Below are 15128 nucleotides of genomic sequence, written 5' to 3' on the forward strand. Positions count from 1 at the left end.
CGCCCACGGCTACCGTGGTGTGCATGCCTCGACGCTCCACGCCTGTGCCCCCGACGCTCCGCACCCTCCGCCTGCCAGAACTCACCCCCGGCGACCCGTCCGCTCTCCGCGCCCACGGCACGTTCGAGGCGCTGTCCTTCACCGGCGACGACCTCACCGGCATGGACCTGTCCAGCGTCGGCTTCACCGACTGCTCGCTCACCGACCTGAACACGATCGAGCTGGAACTCACCAGCGCGCGGATCATCGACTCGCGCCTGCACCACCTGGACATCCCCACCGTCTCGGCCGCCTACTCGACCCTGCGCGGAGTGCTGCTCGAGGACTCCCGGCTCGGCGTGCTCCAATGCATCGAAGGCAGCTGGGGCTCCGTGCACATCCGCAACGCCAAGGTCGGATACGTGAGCCTGCGCGGAGCGACCGTGCGCGATGTGCAGTTCACCGGCTGCGTCATCGACGAGCTCGACCTCACCGGCGCCCAGGTGCAGCGGCTCGCCCTCGACGACACCGAGGTGGGCACCCTCGACGTCTCCGGGGCGACCCTGACCGATGTCGATCTGCGCGCGGTGGACCTGCCGCAGATCACCGGGCTGGCGCACCTGCGCGGGGCGACGATCACCGACCTCCAATTGCAGCTGTTGGCGCCGGCGATGGCTGCTCAGCTGGGCATCGCCGTCGAAGACTGAGAGCGCCACCCGACTGAACCGCGCGACACGCGACTAGGGTGGCGGAGATGACGATCCGAACGTCCACGACCCTCTCCGCCACGACCGCAGCGCTGCTGGCCGGCACCGCCTGTGGTGCGTCACCCGAAGCGGCGGAAACTCCGGCGACCGACCTCGACGGCTGGGCATCCGACACTCTTCCCGCAGCCGATGGGACCGGCTTCTCCGTCGCGGGCATCACGGGCTCGGACGGCGGACGATCCACCATCGAGGTCTCCGGCTTGGATCCGGGGTGGTACGCGATCACCATCGCCTGCACACCCACGGACTCCGGGACCGGCTCCGCACGGTTGACGCTCAGCGGTGAACGCGGCACCTACGGAGAGGGCGATTGCTCGACCTCTCCGGTGACCACCACGACCTACCTCGGCGCCTCGGACGATGCCCCACCGGAGACGATCACCGTGACAGGTGAAGCGCAGGACGGAGAGTTCTTCTGGGGCGCATCTGCTTCCCCGACGACCGCCCCGGAGTAGCTCGTCACGTTCCCCGGCGCGTCGCCGAGACGATCCCCGGCCCGCGTCCCCGTGGAGCCGGGCTCGTACCGGTTCGACGTTCCTGTCGCCCAGGTCGCCGCCCCCACCAACCAGTTCCCCGGCCGGCTCTCAGCTGTCGGGCACTCACTGCCCACCCTGCGCGCGGCCGGACTCCGGGCCCCGGTGCCGGGCACCGCGTTCGACCCGTTGGAGCCCTCCTTCTCGATCGCCACCCCCTGCCCGTGGATCGTGGACGTGACCTTCGCCTGGGCCGACCACGTGCGCCTGACCAGCGACAGCACCGAGGCCGTCGTCCAGTCCGCACCGAACGCCGTGGTGGACGCCGACGAGCTGCGGACCGCGCTCCTGGGCCTCGCTCGCACCCGCAGCTTCTCCTGCCGCACCGGCGGCGGCGCCCAGGTCATCGACCCGTCCTCCGTCGCGTGCGTCGACGAGAGGGCGCCACCGAAGAACCGTACCCCTCGATCCCGTGGCCCCCGGACGGGGGGCCGCCTCCACGTGGCTCTCACCGACAGCGACCAGGACTCCCCGCGCCACAGCACCCGACCCCAGATGTTCACCGGTGCACTGTCACCGATCATGTCCGGGACCGCTACTGTGGGAGGTGGACGACCGATGGAGCGCGTCACGCCCCGGAAGGTCCCTTCCGGGAATTCTGCTTTCCAGGAGGTCTGCCCCATGAGTACTCTGCACACCGTTGCACTGACCAGTCCCAGCCCGACCGGCGGCTCGTGTGCTGACGAGACGCCTGCCCGGCTGCGTCGCTACCGGATGCTGGTGGACCGGCCCGGTTTGAAGCTGCGTGCCGGTGAGCTGGTGCTGTGCGCCGACTACGAGCCCGCCCCGCACCAGGCGGTCGTGCCGGTGCGCTGCGAGTCCGACGGCTACGCCCCAGGCGCGTTGCTGTCCCGCGCAGAGGTGGAGTTCCTCGAACGGACGGACGAGGTGTTCGGTGCGATGTCCTGGGGCAGGCACGGGGCCAGGCCCTGACGTCTGCTCCTCCGGCGCGGTGGTCAGCGTGAGCTGCCGCACGCGTCGGGGAACACGAGCGCGCCGACACTGACCCCGCCCCCGCCCTGTCCACCACGACGATCACCGGGCCGGTTCGCGCTGCGCCTCCCGCACCGGGCACCAGGCCTCCCCGCTCACCCGGCTGCCCGGCATCGGCGTCGGCACGTCCCCGCAGATGCTGCCGGCGGTGCCGGGCGTGCGCTGCGGACACGACCCCCTCACGTGGGCGTGTGTGTGCGGATGACGTCACCGCCTCGCACAGGGTTATGCTTTTGCAAACCCCCATCGGTGGCGTTTCCCGCGCGCCGTGAACAAGGAGCACCCATGCCCCGTTCCACCATGATCTCCTCCGTCGCCGTCGCGGCCGCCCTGTCGCTGCTGGCGGTCCCGGCCGCAACCGCAGCCCCGAATCAGAACTCGAACGCCGCCAAGAAGACGACCACTGCCCCGGCCGCTGCGCCGACCACCGTGGCGCTGACGGTGCGCAACTGCCCGCTGCGCTTCGGGGTCGGCACCCCCAGCGGGCCCGCGGCCGCCGGCGAGCTGGCCGAGGTCGCTTCGCTGACCGGGGAGAAGCCCTCGATCATCTTGTCCTACAAGGACTTCAACCAGCCGGTGCCGTTCTACGAGCTCGAGCAGGCACGTTCGGCCGGGGCGAGCACGCTGCTGACCTGGGAGCCGTGGACCTGGGGCGGGGGCATCGACCAGCGCGCCTACTCCCTGGACGCGATTGCCTCCGGCGCCCACGACGACTACATCCGCTCCTGGGCCGAGCAACTGGCCGCCTGGGACAACCCGGTGATGCTGCGCTTCGCCCACGAGATGAACGGCAACTGGTACCCGTGGGCCGAGGGCGTGAACGGCAACGAGGCCGGGGACTACGTCGCCGCCTACCGCCACGTCCACGACATCTTCTCCGCCGCCGGCGCCGACAACGTCGAGTGGGTCTGGAACCCCAACACCACCTACTGGGGCTCCACGCCGATGGCCGGGCTCTACCCCGGCGACGCCTACGTCGACACCGTGGGCCTGGACGGCTACAACTGGGGCACCTCCCAGTCGTGGTCATCCTGGCAACAGCCGTGGGAGCTCTTCGGCTGGGGACTGGACGAGGCGCGCAGCGTGGCACCGGGCAAGCCGATCCTCATCGGGGAGGTCGCCTCGGCCGAGGCCGGCGGCTCCAAGGCGGAGTGGAACGCCCACCTGGTCTACTACCTCGCTTCCCAGCCCGACGTCACCGGGATGGTGTGGTTCAACGAGAACAAGGAGACCGACTGGCGGATCAACTCCTCCACCTCCTCCGCTTCCGCCCTGGCCTCGGAGCTGGCCAAGCGCCCCTGCCCGTGACCGGCTGACACCGGCAGCTCGTGCGGCCCGTCCTGACCATTCCAGGCCGGGCCGGGCCGCACACATTCCCTTCATGCCTGAGAACATGAGCGCCGCGGCCGCTTCTGCCCGCGAGTCCTCCCTGGACCACGGCGGCAAGTTCGGCACTCAGGCGCGAGGCCGCCGAGACGGCTTGCGACGAGGTCGCCGTGGACGTGCTGGTCGAGCCGGAGCAGAAGGCGTTGTGCACCGACGCCAACGCACCGGGCTACGGCTGGGATCAGGTTGCCGGCGTCGTGCACTCCGCCTATCGGCCACCCGCGACCGTGGCCGAGGAGACTGCCGAGGAGCCCGTCGCCGTCTGAGGTTCTTGCCCTGACCAGGCGCCGGCACGCACGATCAATCACCTGCCTCCGTCGGTGGGGGGTGGGTGCCACGCAGGTCCGGATTCCACTGTGCTGCCGGTGTCCGGGCCTTCGCAGTTTCCGGCGGCTCAGGCGGGGAGCGTGGTCGTGGGCCGGTTCACCTCAACCGTCCCTCCGGGGGCCGCGGTACCCAGGCTGATCAGGCGTCCCTCCAGGGTGAGCCGCTGGGTGGGGCTGCCGGGGGTGAGGTTGGCTGCGATGCTGCCGCGGGCGAGGTAGGTGCCCCGGGCGGTGGTGCCGATCCCCAAGGTGATGCCGCCGGATGCGGCCCAGTAGACGTTGGCTGCTCCCGCTTGCCCGCCGAGCAGCACGCGGCTGTTGTCCGCGGCGGTGATGGTGGCGGCCCGGAAGATGAACTGTGCATCCGGGTTCCCCTGGGCATCCAAGGTCAGGTCGCCGGTGACGGTGAAGGCCCCGGTGGTGCTGGTGTAGGTCCCCGGTGTGATCCGACCCGTCAGCACCGTGGGCCGGCTGCCGGTGGCGGACCGGGCAAGCAGGGCGATCTCCAGCGCACGGGCGTCGGCCATGGCGTTGGCCGCTGCCGCGGTGCCGGGCTCGACCGACCCGGTGACGTTGCGGCGCGATCCGCTGGACTGCAGGCCTGCGATGCCCAGGCCGGGGTGGGTGCCCACGCTGCCGCCCACCGTGGAGGGGTGCCCGGAGGGGGTGTGGTCGGTGAGGCTCGTGGAAGCCAGGAGCGCGTACGGACCGGCCCGCCCCGGAGTGATCGCCGGCAGCCCCACGTACCGCCAGGAGGCGCCGGTGCCGGTGCGGGCGGTGAAGGCCGCGGTGCTCGGCGGCACCGGAGCTGTCACCAGGCCAGCCAGGACGGCGGTTCCCGCCACAGCCAGAGCGCCACGACGAGCGAGCACCGGAAGCTCCTGTGTGTCCTCGTCGCCCTCCTGGTCACCGTCGGCACGACCCCGAGGGACGAAGACCGCCAGGGTGGTCAACAGCGCCGCCACGGTGGCTGCGGCCCACAGGCCCAGCTGCAGGTGCCGGCCGGTGCTCTGCCACAGGGCGGGCAGCCCGATGAACGGCACCAGCAGACGGGCCTGGCCGGTGATCTGCTCCCGGACCAGCGGAGTGGAGTCCACGTCGGCGTTGGCGTCCCCTGCGGTGGCGTAGGTGCCGTCCTCGTGGTCGACCACGATCCGGTGCAGCACCGGGCGTTCCACCCCGCTGGCTCGGGCCTCGGCGGGGCTGGTGAACTGCACGACCCCGCCGAGCGGCACCGGCCGGTCGGCGGGGAGGTCGGCGAGCACGACGACGTCGCCGGGCTCGATGTGCGGGCGCATCGAGCCGGTCTCGATGACGGTGGAGTGCCAGCCGAACAGGGCGGGGATCAACGCGATCGCGGCCAGGGTGGCCAGCATCACCAGGTAGATCTGGGCCGCGGTGCCGGTGAAGAGCCGGGCCCAGCCCCACAGCGCGGCCGTCACACCATCAGGTGCTGGCTCGGCGGTGGGGCTGGGGTCGGGGTCGGGCCGGCTCCGCACGGAGGAACGGGTCAGGAGGCGGGTGCGGCGGCGTCGTCGCTCTGCAGCTCCCAGACCAGGTCCACGCTCACCCGGGAGCCCTGGAGCGCGTCGATCTGGGACTGGGTCATGCCCGCGGTGTCGAAGGTCCAGGTGCCGCGGTAGGTCGTGGACTCGCCCGGAGTGCCAGTGGTGTCCCAGACGGCGCCACCGGTGGCGTAGTCGCGGTTGGCCTGAGCCAGGGTGGACAAGGACTGGGCGGGAAGGGCACCGGGGACGGGAGCGAAGCCGTCGCAGGTGTCGAAGGAGCCGCCCGTGCCGCGCTCGACCCGCAGGTCGATGTGGTCCTCCAGCCCGGCGGCGGAGCCGGAGAGGTTCTGGGTGTAGGCGCGGACCTCACCGGCGACGGTGGAGTTGGAGGTGACCACGATGCATTTCTCCCCGGTCGCCCCGGGCACGAGGTTCTCCACGTTGAACCCCGCGCGCCCGTTGTCGTCGTCGGTCAGCGCGACCTGGCCGGTGGCCCAGGAGTTGCCGGGGTTGCGGGTAGTGGCGGTGAAGGCGGCGGTGGATCCCTGCCAGACCAGCACGCCGGCCACGAGGACGGCGACGGGGGCGGCGGAGAGGCCGGCGATCTTGTGGGCGCGGAGGGAGGGAGTGCGCATGGAGAGGACCTGTTCCGAGACGGAGCCCAAGGGCAGGGGTGTCCTGCGCCGTCGCTGATGGAGGGTGAAAGGGGTCTGGTTGCGCCGTGATGGGGGTCATCGGCCAACCGCGCTCACCTCATGAGGACGTCCCGGTCGATCTCCAGGACCTTCGTCCACTTCTGCTGGTCACCGCCATCACCCCAAGTGCGGAGGGGAATCAGGGTTGACGGTACTGGCGCAACCTCCCGTCACATCTCCGGCGGCACCGCGTTGTGGTCCAGGGAGAGGGGGATGACGGCGGCTCGGAAGTGGGCGACCCGCAGCAGCCGCACGACCGCCTGCTGGTGGTCGATCATCGGGCCGATGAGCACCCCGTAGGACTCCGAGCCGACGGCGTCCAACCTGCCCTCGTCGTTTACCGCACGCGGGGCCACAGCACCCCGGCGGCGGCCGGGCCCTCGTCGGTCAGCGTCAGCTCGCGGCCGGTGTCGTCGATGTGGCCCTCGGCGATGAGGTCGACCATGGTGTCACCGGCCGGTTTGCACCAGAGCTCCTCGAGCGGGTTCCGGCCGTGCGGGAAGACGTGCGCGAGCACGGAGCGGCGGACGTGGGTGGTCTGCAGCTCCGGGTCCGGGTGCAGCCCCTGATGCTCGAGCACGGTCGCCGGCCACCAGGGCGTCGTGCAGCCGCTGGTTCTACTCATTGGATATTCGTGGGCTGGTCCGTAATCGGTGTCCGGATCGACCAACAAGTCCCGCGATACAGTGCGGATCTTGGGTGCCCCCAGTCAGACTCGAACTGACACTGAGCGGATTTTAAGTCCGCTGCCTCTGCCGATTGGGCTATGGGGGCCGGTCCCGGCCAGGTCACCGGGTCGCCGTCCACCCTATAGCCTCGTCCCGGTCCCCACCGGAACGGGTCCGCGCCGCGGGCGGGAGCCCGTCCTGTCGACCGGGCCGGGCATCCAGTAGTCTGGCACGGTGGTCGAGCAGCAGGCCGTGACATCGTCGCACGCGCAGGAGGCTGTCCCCGTGGCCCACCCCGTTCCCCCGTCCCCCGGATTCCCGCCGGGCGGCGCACCTCTCCCGGCATTCGCCCCGCGCCGATGCGCCCCGGCGGCCCGCCGAACGGCGTCAGCATGAGCGAGGTCGGCGCGCCACCCATCGGCAGGACCTACCTGGCGCCCGATGCCCCGTTCCCGGCCGATCTGACCGTACTGTCCCTGGCCGAGCTGCACGTCCTCCACAGCAGGGTCGGCCGCCAGCTCGAGCGGGAGTACCTTGGGGGCGCGTCCGGCGCCCACCCGGTCACCCTCGAGCGCCACCAGGAGCTGACCGTGGAGCTCGACGCCCGCGAGATCGTCGACCTCCAGCACGCCCCGTGACGGACGGCGGGGCCCGGCCGCCGAAGCGCACATCATGCAAAGCACTGGTCAGAGGGCGTGCGGCGATCTAGCCCGGAAACCGGCCGAGCAGCCGGCCGCACCTTGTCCGGCCGTAGGGTTGCCCTCATGACGTCCCCGCTCGCCCCCTCCCTCTCTCTGCCGCCGGTGTCGGCGCCCGGTACGTTCCTGGCTCCCGCGGACCCGTTCCCCGCGGTTCTCGCGGAGCTGGGACTGACCGAGCTCCAGGTGCTGCACAGCCGCGTCTGCCGCCAGCTCGAGCAGGAGTACCTCGCCGCTCCGGACGGGCCCCACCCGGTGACGCAGGACCGCTGCCAGGAGCCGGTGGCCGAGCTCGACACCCGCCAGGTCTTCCTCGCCCCGCCGGCTCCCCGTACCGGGAAGGGTCCCGGCCGTGGATCGGCTCCCGTGCCGGAGCCGTCGGCGCCGTGGAGCACCGGCGGCACGACCGGCGCCGTGATCCACGACCTGGCCCAGGTGCACCCCGGGGACCGGGTCGAGGTGTGGCAGCGGGGCATGCTGCGCTGCCGGGGCGCCGTGGAGGAGGTCGGTCCGGCGCTGGGCGTGGTGTGGCTGCTCGAGACCGGGGACGAATACCGGCGGATGGTCCACGCCCACGACGGCGAACTGCGCCGACACCTCTCCCCCGGCGGCTTCTGACCGTTCCGGCGCGCCCGGGACCCGGCGTGCTCACCGGTCCCCGGACGTCGCGGCCCGTCGAACGGCTCGACCCCGCCGCGGCACGTGGCCGGGGCGGGGTCGGGCGGTGGACGGGTCGGATCAGAGGTTGGCCTTGCGCGGGGCGGGCGCCTGGCCGGCCGCGACCTGGAAGCGCGTGCGCGGATCCCGCTCGTGGCGCAGCGTGGTGATGTCCCGGCCGAACACGAAGTTCAGGGCCCACTCGGTGAAGACGCGGGCCTTGCGGTCCACGGTGGGGATCGCGTAGCCGTGGTAGAGCCGGTGCATCGCCCACGCGGCGACGCCGGAGAACTCGATGCCCTTCTCCGGCAGCCCGGGGAGGCCCCTGATGCTGGCCACGCCCTTGTAGAGGCCCAGCCCGGCGACCGCGCCGAGGTTCTCGTGGTAGTAGTCCTCGAGCGGCTTGCCCGCGCGGACGGCCATGATGTTCTTGGCCATCGTGTGCGCCTGACGCACCGCGTGCTGGGCGTTGGGCACGCAGAACCCGCCGACTCCCCCACCGGTGAGGTCCGGCACCGCGGCGACGTCGCCGGCGGCCCAGGCGCCCTCGAGGGGGCCGTCGTCGCCGGTGATCCGCAGGTCGGTACCGGCCCGGACGCGGCCGCGGTCGTCCAGCGGGAAGTCGGTGTTGCGCACGAGCGGGTTGGCCTGCACGCCGGCGGTCCAGATGAGCGTGTCGGTGTCGAACTCGCCGGCCGAGGACTTGTCCTGCATGTTGACGAGCTTCAAGTGCTTGTCCACCGCGGAGTCCAGCGACGTGTTGAGGAGCACCTCGATGCCGCGGCTGCGCAGGTGCGCCACGACCTTCTCCGCACGGTCCTCGGAGACCTCGGGCATGATCCGGCCCATGGCCTCGATGAGCACGAAGCGCAGGTCCGAGACCTGGAGCCGCTCATTGCGCTGAACCGCGCTGCGGGCCATGTCCTCGATCTCGGCGATGGTCTCGGTGCCGGCGTAGCCGCCGCCGACCACCACGAAGGTCAGCGCCCGGCGCCTGGCGTCCTCGTCGGTGGTGAGGGAGGCGACCTCGATGCGCTCGAGCACCCAGTTGCGCACCGCCAGGGCCTCCTCGATGGTCTTGAGGCCGATGCCGTTCTCGGCGAGGCCCTCGATCGGGAAGGCGCGGGTGACGGAGCCGCCGGCGATGACGATCTCGTCGTAGGTCAGCTCGAAGGTCTCGCCCTCGTCGATGCCCTTGACGGTCGCGGTGCGGTTCGCGTGGTCGACCCCGAGCACGTGCCCGGTGACGATCTCGCTGTCCTTGAGGTGCTGGCGGTGGGGCACCACCGCGCTGCGGGCGGAGATGTTGCCGCCGGCCACCTCGGGGAGGAAGGGGAGGTACATCATGTACGGATTGGGATCCACCACGGTGACGACTCCGCCGGAGTCCTTGATGCGCTTCTGCAGTCCCTGCGCCACGGTGAAGCCGACGTAGCCGCCGCCGACGATCAGAAGGCGCGGACGGTCCTTGGCCAGTTGAGTGAAAGACATGCCCCGAGTCTACTCAGAATGCTGTCGATGTCGGTCCCCGTGCGGGGCTCCCCCACCGTGTTCCGGCGCACGCCTCAGGCGCCGCCGTCCCGGTTCCCGTCCGAGTCGGCGGCCACGATGCGGCGGAGGTGCACCACGGCACCCGCCGTGAGGCCCAGCACGAGCAGCCCGAACCCGGCGAGCACCACCACGGGCAGCAGCCCGGTCTCGTCGATCGGGGCGACCGGCTCGGGCGGGGCGACCTCCGCCTCGACCTCCTCCGTGACGGGCGCCGAGCTCTCCGCGGGTCCCGCCGTGGGGGTCGCCGCGGCCGTCCTGCGGTGCACCCGGACCCACTGCTCCATGCTGCCGAGGGGGTTGCGGTCGACCTCGGGGACGTCCTCCGTGAGCGCGGCCCCGACGTCCAGCACCCCGTAGCCGTAGAGCGGGTCCTTGCCCGGTGCCCCGGTGTCCCGGGCGGTGGAGACGATGCGGTTCGCGATCTGGGCGGAGCTCATGTCCGGCCACTTCGCCTTGATCAGCGCCGCGGTGCCGGCCACGACGGGGGCGGACGCGGAGGTCCCGGCCCAAGAGGCGTAGCGGTCGCCGGGGATGGCGCCCACCATGTCCTCGGACGGGCCCGCCACGGCGATGGAGATCCCCTGCGAGGAGGACTCCCAGCTCGCCTCCCCGGTGCGGCCCACACCGCCCACGGTCAGCACGCCGGGGATGGTGGCGGGGGCGCCGACCTGGACGAGCCCCGAGCCCCGGTTGCCCGCGGAGGCGACCACGAGCACGTCCTTCTCCTCGGCGTAGAGGAAGGCCTCGTCCCAGCTCTCGGGCCACGAGGTGGCGTTCGAGCCCACCGACATGTTGATGACGTCCGCGCCGTTGTCGACGGCCCACCGGACGGCGTCCGGGAGCTGCTCGTCGACGCTGCGGACCTCCGGGCTCTCGTCGCCCAGCCACGTCGACACGGCGAGCACCTCGGCGTCCGGGGCCACGCCCACGATGCCGGCGGGCCGGCCGGGGTCGTCGTCGTCCCGCCCGCCCGGGGGCACGTGCCCGCGGCCCGCGGCCACGGAGGCCACCAGCGTCCCGTGCTCCGGCTCGGTGCCGAGACCCTCCTGGCCGTCGGCGGCGCCGCCGCCCGAGACGTCGGTGCCGTCCGCCACGGCGCCTTCCAGGTCCTGGTGCGAGCCGTCCACCCCGGTGTCGATGACGGCGATCCGCACGCCCTCCCCCGTGGACTCCTCCCAGGCCTCGCGCACCCCGTACTCGTCCAGCCAGTACTGCAGGGGACGGATCCCGTCCTCGGCGATGCGGGAGGTGTCCGGGGCGCGGGTGGCACCCTCGCTGGGCGCGGGCGCCACCGTGACGGGGTCCTCGAGCGGGATGCTGGGGGCGGGTCCGGGCAGCGGGGGGCGGGCCTGCGCGGGCCCCGTCCCGGGCAGGGCCAGCGCACCCGCACCGACCACGGCCGAGGCCGCGCCCACCGCGCCCCACCGGGTGAGGGCGCGGTGGCGCGGGGAACGGCGGAAGGGTGCGCTGGAAGACATGTGTCCTTCCGGGTCGGGGGGGGTCCGGACGGGTCAGTCGACCTGGGACAGGGCGATCCCGTCCAAAATATCGTGCTCGCTCGCGATGGCCGAGTCCACGCGTCCACCGGTGGCGGCACCCACCCGCTCGACGATCCGCCGCCACACGAGGGCGCCGCCGCCGATCACGTCGACGCGGCCCTCGTGCATGTAGGGCAGCGCGGCGCGCTCCGCGCGGGTCATGCCCGTGATCTCCCGGCACGCCCTCGCGATCCGCTCGGCGGGCAGCTCCGCCCCGTCGATCGCCGCGGGGTCGTAGGCGGGCAGCCCGAGAGCGTGCGCGGTGACGGTCGTGATGGTGCCGGCGACACCCACGAGGTGGGTCGTCTCCGCGAGGGGCACGGTCTGCAGGACCACGTCCACGGCGTGGTCGACGTCGCGCAGCACGGCCTCCTGCTGGGCGGCGGTGGGCGGGTTGGAGCCGAGGTGGCGCTCGGTCAGGCGGACGCAGCCGATGTCCATGCTGCGCTCGGCACGCACCCCCTGGGAGTTGCCCAGCACGAACTCGGTCGAGCCGCCGCCGAGGTCGATCACCAGGACCCGGTCCTCGGGATCCGTGCCGCCCACCGCGGCCGAGGCGCCGCGGAAGGACAGCTCCGCCTCCTCGTCGCCGCTGATGACCTCTGGGGTCACGCCGAGGCGCTCGCGGATCCCCGCGAGGAAGACGTCCCGGTTGCCGGCGTCGCGGGTGGCGCTCGTGGCCACGAAGCGCAGCTGCTCCACCTCGTGCGCCGCCAGCAACGAGGCGTACTCGTCCGTGGCCGCGAACGTGCGCTCGAGCGCCGCCTCGGCGAGCCACCCGGTGGCGTCCACGCCCTGGCCGAGCCGGACCACGCGCATCTCGCGCACCACGTCGTCGAGCACCGCACGGCCCTGCTCCTCCCGGGTGTCGGCGATGAGCAGTCGGATGGAGTTCGTACCGCAGTCGATGGCGCCTATGCGCATGGGAAGTCCTCGGGGTGTCGGGGGCGGGTGGGTCTCAGGCCCCGCGCCAGGCGGGGTCGCAGTGGCAGGCGTCGGGGGTCCACCACTCGGCGATGGCGTCGAGGGTCTCGTCGCCGAGCGGGTTCACGCCGGGCCCGGTCGCGAGCGCGTGGCCGGCGAGCACGTGCAGGCACTTGACCCGCACCGGCATGCCGCCAGCGGAGATGCCCTCGATCTCGGGGACGGGCCCGGTGCCGGCCCGGGCGCCGATCCGGGCGCGCTCGGCGAGATAGTCCTCGTGCGCGGCCCGGTGGGCGGCGGCCAGCGCCTCGTCCTCGGCGATGCGGTCCGTCATCGCGTACATCAGACCGGCCGCCTCCAGCCGGGAGACCGCGGCGGTGACGACGGGGTGGGCCAGGTAGAACACGGTGGGGAACGGGGTGCCATTGGCCAGCCGGGGCGCGGTGGCCGCCACGAGGGGGTTCCCGCACGTGCAGCGGGCCGGGATCTCGACGACGTCGCGCACGGGACGCCCGAGCTGCCGGGAGAGCACCTGGAGGTCCAGGGGCGTGGGCTCGACCGTCGCGGCCGTCACCCCGAGTCCCCGGGGGTCGGGTCGGTCGCCGGGCTCGTGTCCGTGCTGGGGGTTCACGCCGTTCCTCACTCCGCGGGGCCGCCGCGGCTGTCCGTCGCCGCGTCCTGCGGCGCGCCGGTCCCGTCCGCCGGGGCGGCCGGGGTGCTCTGCTCTGTCCGTTCCGTCTGCTCGGCGGTGCCGGGGTCCTGGCTCGCTCCGGGCTCCTCCGTGGTGCCGGACGCCCCGGGGCCGGCGGGGCCCTCGGTGCCGTCCGGCTCCCCGGCGGTGCCGGCGTCCTCGGTGGTGTCCTCGGCAGTGTCCTCGGTGCCGTCCGGCTCCCCGGCGGTGCCGGCGTCCTCGTAGGCGGAGGCCACGACGGACTGCCAGAGGGCGTCCACCCACGCGGGCTTCTCGGCCTCGACCTGCGCCGCCGAGGAGTCCACCACGGCGCCGTCCATCTCCTCGGCGCCCACCACGAGGTAGGACCGCTCTCCCGGCATCACGTAGAGGAGCCGGTCCCTGGCCCGCTGCTTGACGTAGGTCTCGTCCGACCACTGGTCCACCTGGTCCTCCAGGGACGCCTGCTGGGCCTCCATGTCGGCGATGGCGCGCTCGAGCTGGGCGATCTCCGCCCGCTGCTCGAGGAAGATCTTGGTGGTCGGCGCCGCCAGGAACACGATGAGCACGGCCACGAGCGTGAGGACCAGGAACCGTCCGCTGAAGGTCCGTGCGGGCACCGGCGATGTCACGGCGCTGGATCCGCCGCCCGCTCCGCCGTCGCGCCCGCGGGGGCCCTGCGCGGCGTCGCGCCCGCCGAGCAGGCGGGTGGTGCGCGGGCGGAGAGCGGGCATGCTGACCTCACGGGGGAAGGGCGGGGACGGGGACCAGTGTAGCGCTCACGGGGGGAGCGGCCGTTGCCGGGAACGGCCGCTCCCCCCGCACGACGACGACGGACCGGCGGCGCCGGTCAGCCGCCGCGGGTCGTCACTTGGCGGTGTAGCGCGGGAACGCGGAGGCACCCGCGTAGCGCGCGGCGTCCCCGAGCTCCTCCTCGATGCGCAGCAGCTGGTTGTACTTGGCCACGCGCTCGGATCGGGCCGGCGCCCCGGTCTTGATCTGCCCGGCGTTGGTGGCCACCGCGATGTCCGCGATCGTGGTGTCCTCGGTCTCGCCCGAGCGGTGGGAGATCATGCAGTGGAACATGTGCCGCTGGGCCAGCGAGATGGCGTCGAAGGTCTCCGTGAGGGAGCCGATCTGGTTCACCTTCACGAGCAGGGCGTTGCCGGCGCCCTCGTCGATGCCGCGGGCCAGCCGCTCCGGGTTGGTGACGAACAGGTCGTCGCCCACGATCTGGACCTGGGTGCCCACGGACGCGGTGAGGGCCTGCCAGCCCGCCCAGTCGTCCTCGTCCAGCGGGTCCTCGATGGACACGATCGGGTAGTCGCGCACGAGCTCCTCGTAGTAGGCGGTCATCTCGGTGGCGCTGAGCTGCTGGCCCTCGAAGCTGTACTTGCCGTTCTCGAAGAACTCGGAGGAGGCGACGTCCAGGGCGAGCGCCACGTCGGTGCCCACGGTGTACCCGGCCTTCTCGATCGCCTCGGAGATGAGGTCGAGGGCGGCGCGGTTGGACTCGAGGTTCGGGGCGAAGCCGCCCTCGTCGCCCAGCCCGGTGGCCAGTCCGCGCTCCTGGAGCACGCCCTTGAGGGAGTGGTAGACCTCCACGCCGGTGCGCAGGGCCTCGGAGAAGGTCGCGGCGCCGATCGGGGCGACCATGAACTCCTGGATGTCCACGTTGGAGTCGGCGTGGGAGCCGCCGTTGAGGATGTTCATCATGGGCACCGGGAGCACGTGGGCGTTGGGGCCGCCCAGGTACTTGTAGAGCTCGAGGTCGGAGGCGTTCGCGGCGGCGCGGGCCACGGCGAGGGAGACGCCCAGGATGGCGTTGGCGCCGAGGCTGCCCTTGTTGTCCGTGCCGTCGAGGTCGAGCATGGTGCGGTCGACCAGCCGCTGGTCGGTCGCGTCGAGGCCGATCACGGCCTCGGCGATCTCCTCGTCGACGGCCTTCACGGCGTCGAGGACGCCCTTGCCGAGGTACACCTTCTTGTCGCCGTCGCGGCGCTCGACGGCCTCGAAGGCGCCGGTGGAGGCGCCGGAGGGCACCGCCGCCCGGCCGTAGCTGCCGTCCTCCAGCAGCACCTCGACCTCCACGGTCGGGTTGCCGCGGGAGTCGAGGATCTGGCGGGCGTGCACTGCGGTGATCATGGCCATGGGTTGCTCCTGACGTTGGTGCTGAGCTTGTCGCTGACGTGGGTCGAACGTGCGTGCTGGGGCGGTCGGTGCTCCGGTGCCGGA

General features: G+C 72.5%; 17 protein-coding genes and 1 tRNA gene. 7 read left to right on the forward strand and 11 right to left on the reverse strand.

The features are described 5' to 3' along the window. Positions 1–23 precede the first annotated feature (23 nt). The 5 genes from ACFYE1_RS04425 to ACFYE1_RS04445 all read left to right on the forward strand — a co-directional run bounded on the left by ACFYE1_RS04425 (position 24) and on the right by ACFYE1_RS04445 (position 3924). Complete coding sequence (locus tag ACFYE1_RS04425; RefSeq protein WP_387740362.1) at positions 24–686, forward strand: pentapeptide repeat-containing protein; 663 nt, start codon at positions 24–26, stop codon at positions 684–686. Positions 687–733: 47 nt separating this feature from the next. Continuing rightward, positions 734–1201, forward strand: coding sequence for a hypothetical protein (locus ACFYE1_RS04430; RefSeq protein WP_387740363.1), 468 nt, complete (start codon positions 734–736; stop codon positions 1199–1201). A 51-nt stretch (positions 1202–1252) separates the two neighbouring features. Further along, a complete protein-coding gene (locus tag ACFYE1_RS04435; protein ID WP_387740365.1) occupies positions 1253–2212 on the forward strand; it encodes a hypothetical protein in 960 nt (319 codons plus the stop codon). Between the two features lie 345 nt (positions 2213–2557). Further along, on the forward strand, positions 2558–3580 hold the full coding sequence (locus tag ACFYE1_RS04440; RefSeq protein WP_387740368.1) for a glycoside hydrolase family 26 protein: 1023 nt from the start codon (positions 2558–2560) through the stop codon (positions 3578–3580). Positions 3581–3768: 188 nt separating this feature from the next. Further along, positions 3769–3924, forward strand: a complete 156-nt coding sequence (locus ACFYE1_RS04445; protein WP_387740370.1) for a hypothetical protein — start codon at positions 3769–3771, stop codon at positions 3922–3924. A gap of 128 nt (positions 3925–4052) precedes the next feature. Here the strand turns inward: ACFYE1_RS04445 and ACFYE1_RS04450 are convergent, their stop codons facing one another. From ACFYE1_RS04450 to ACFYE1_RS04470, 5 genes are all read right to left on the reverse strand, one after another. After that, on the reverse strand, positions 4053–5426 hold the full coding sequence (locus ACFYE1_RS04450; RefSeq protein WP_387740372.1) for an ice-binding family protein: 1374 nt from the start codon (positions 5424–5426) through the stop codon (positions 4053–4055). Positions 5427–5494: 68 nt separating this feature from the next. Beyond that, on the reverse strand, positions 5495–6127 hold the full coding sequence (locus tag ACFYE1_RS04455; protein WP_387740374.1) for a hypothetical protein: 633 nt from the start codon (positions 6125–6127) through the stop codon (positions 5495–5497). A gap of 230 nt (positions 6128–6357) precedes the next feature. After that, on the reverse strand, positions 6358–6510 hold the full coding sequence (locus ACFYE1_RS04460; RefSeq protein WP_387740376.1) for a hypothetical protein: 153 nt from the start codon (positions 6508–6510) through the stop codon (positions 6358–6360). Positions 6511–6524: 14 nt separating this feature from the next. Then, positions 6525–6812: a hypothetical protein gene (locus ACFYE1_RS04465; protein ID WP_387740379.1), complete on the reverse strand. Its 288-nt coding sequence runs from the start codon at positions 6810–6812 to the stop codon at positions 6525–6527. Between the two features lie 75 nt (positions 6813–6887). Further along, positions 6888–6961 (reverse strand) — tRNA-Leu (locus ACFYE1_RS04470). A 286-nt stretch (positions 6962–7247) separates the two neighbouring features. Here ACFYE1_RS04470 and ACFYE1_RS04475 point away from each other — a divergent pair. Next, the gene (locus ACFYE1_RS04475) at positions 7248–7493 is read left to right on the forward strand and encodes a hypothetical protein (protein WP_387740381.1); all 246 of its coding nucleotides are present in this window, start codon (positions 7248–7250) and stop codon (positions 7491–7493) included. Between the two features lie 126 nt (positions 7494–7619). Continuing rightward, positions 7620–8171, forward strand: a complete 552-nt coding sequence (locus tag ACFYE1_RS04480; protein ID WP_387740384.1) for a hypothetical protein — start codon at positions 7620–7622, stop codon at positions 8169–8171. A 120-nt stretch (positions 8172–8291) separates the two neighbouring features. Here ACFYE1_RS04480 and ACFYE1_RS04485 read toward each other — a convergent pair whose 3' ends face one another. The 6 genes from ACFYE1_RS04485 to eno form a co-directional block, all read right to left on the reverse strand. Further along, positions 8292–9701, reverse strand: a complete 1410-nt coding sequence (locus ACFYE1_RS04485) for an NAD(P)/FAD-dependent oxidoreductase (protein WP_387740386.1) — start codon at positions 9699–9701, stop codon at positions 8292–8294. A gap of 74 nt (positions 9702–9775) precedes the next feature. After that, on the reverse strand, positions 9776–11239 hold the full coding sequence (locus ACFYE1_RS04490) for a S8 family serine peptidase (protein ID WP_387740389.1): 1464 nt from the start codon (positions 11237–11239) through the stop codon (positions 9776–9778). 33 nt (positions 11240–11272) lie between these two features. Continuing rightward, positions 11273–12223: a Ppx/GppA phosphatase family protein gene (locus ACFYE1_RS04495; RefSeq protein WP_387740391.1), complete on the reverse strand. Its 951-nt coding sequence runs from the start codon at positions 12221–12223 to the stop codon at positions 11273–11275. A 34-nt stretch (positions 12224–12257) separates the two neighbouring features. Then, positions 12258–12854: a DUF501 domain-containing protein gene (locus tag ACFYE1_RS04500; protein ID WP_387740394.1), complete on the reverse strand. Its 597-nt coding sequence runs from the start codon at positions 12852–12854 to the stop codon at positions 12258–12260. Between the two features lie 8 nt (positions 12855–12862). Continuing rightward, positions 12863–13627, reverse strand: a complete 765-nt coding sequence (locus tag ACFYE1_RS04505; protein WP_387740397.1) for an FtsB family cell division protein — start codon at positions 13625–13627, stop codon at positions 12863–12865. Between the two features lie 133 nt (positions 13628–13760). Next, positions 13761–15044: a phosphopyruvate hydratase gene (gene eno, locus ACFYE1_RS04510; RefSeq protein ID WP_387740400.1), complete on the reverse strand. Its 1284-nt coding sequence runs from the start codon at positions 15042–15044 to the stop codon at positions 13761–13763. Positions 15045–15128: the final 84 nt, after the last annotated feature.

The sequence above is a fragment of the Kocuria nitroreducens genome, assembly GCF_042879195.1.
GTDB classification, from domain to species: Bacteria; Actinomycetota; Actinomycetes; order Actinomycetales; family Micrococcaceae; genus Kocuria; species Kocuria nitroreducens.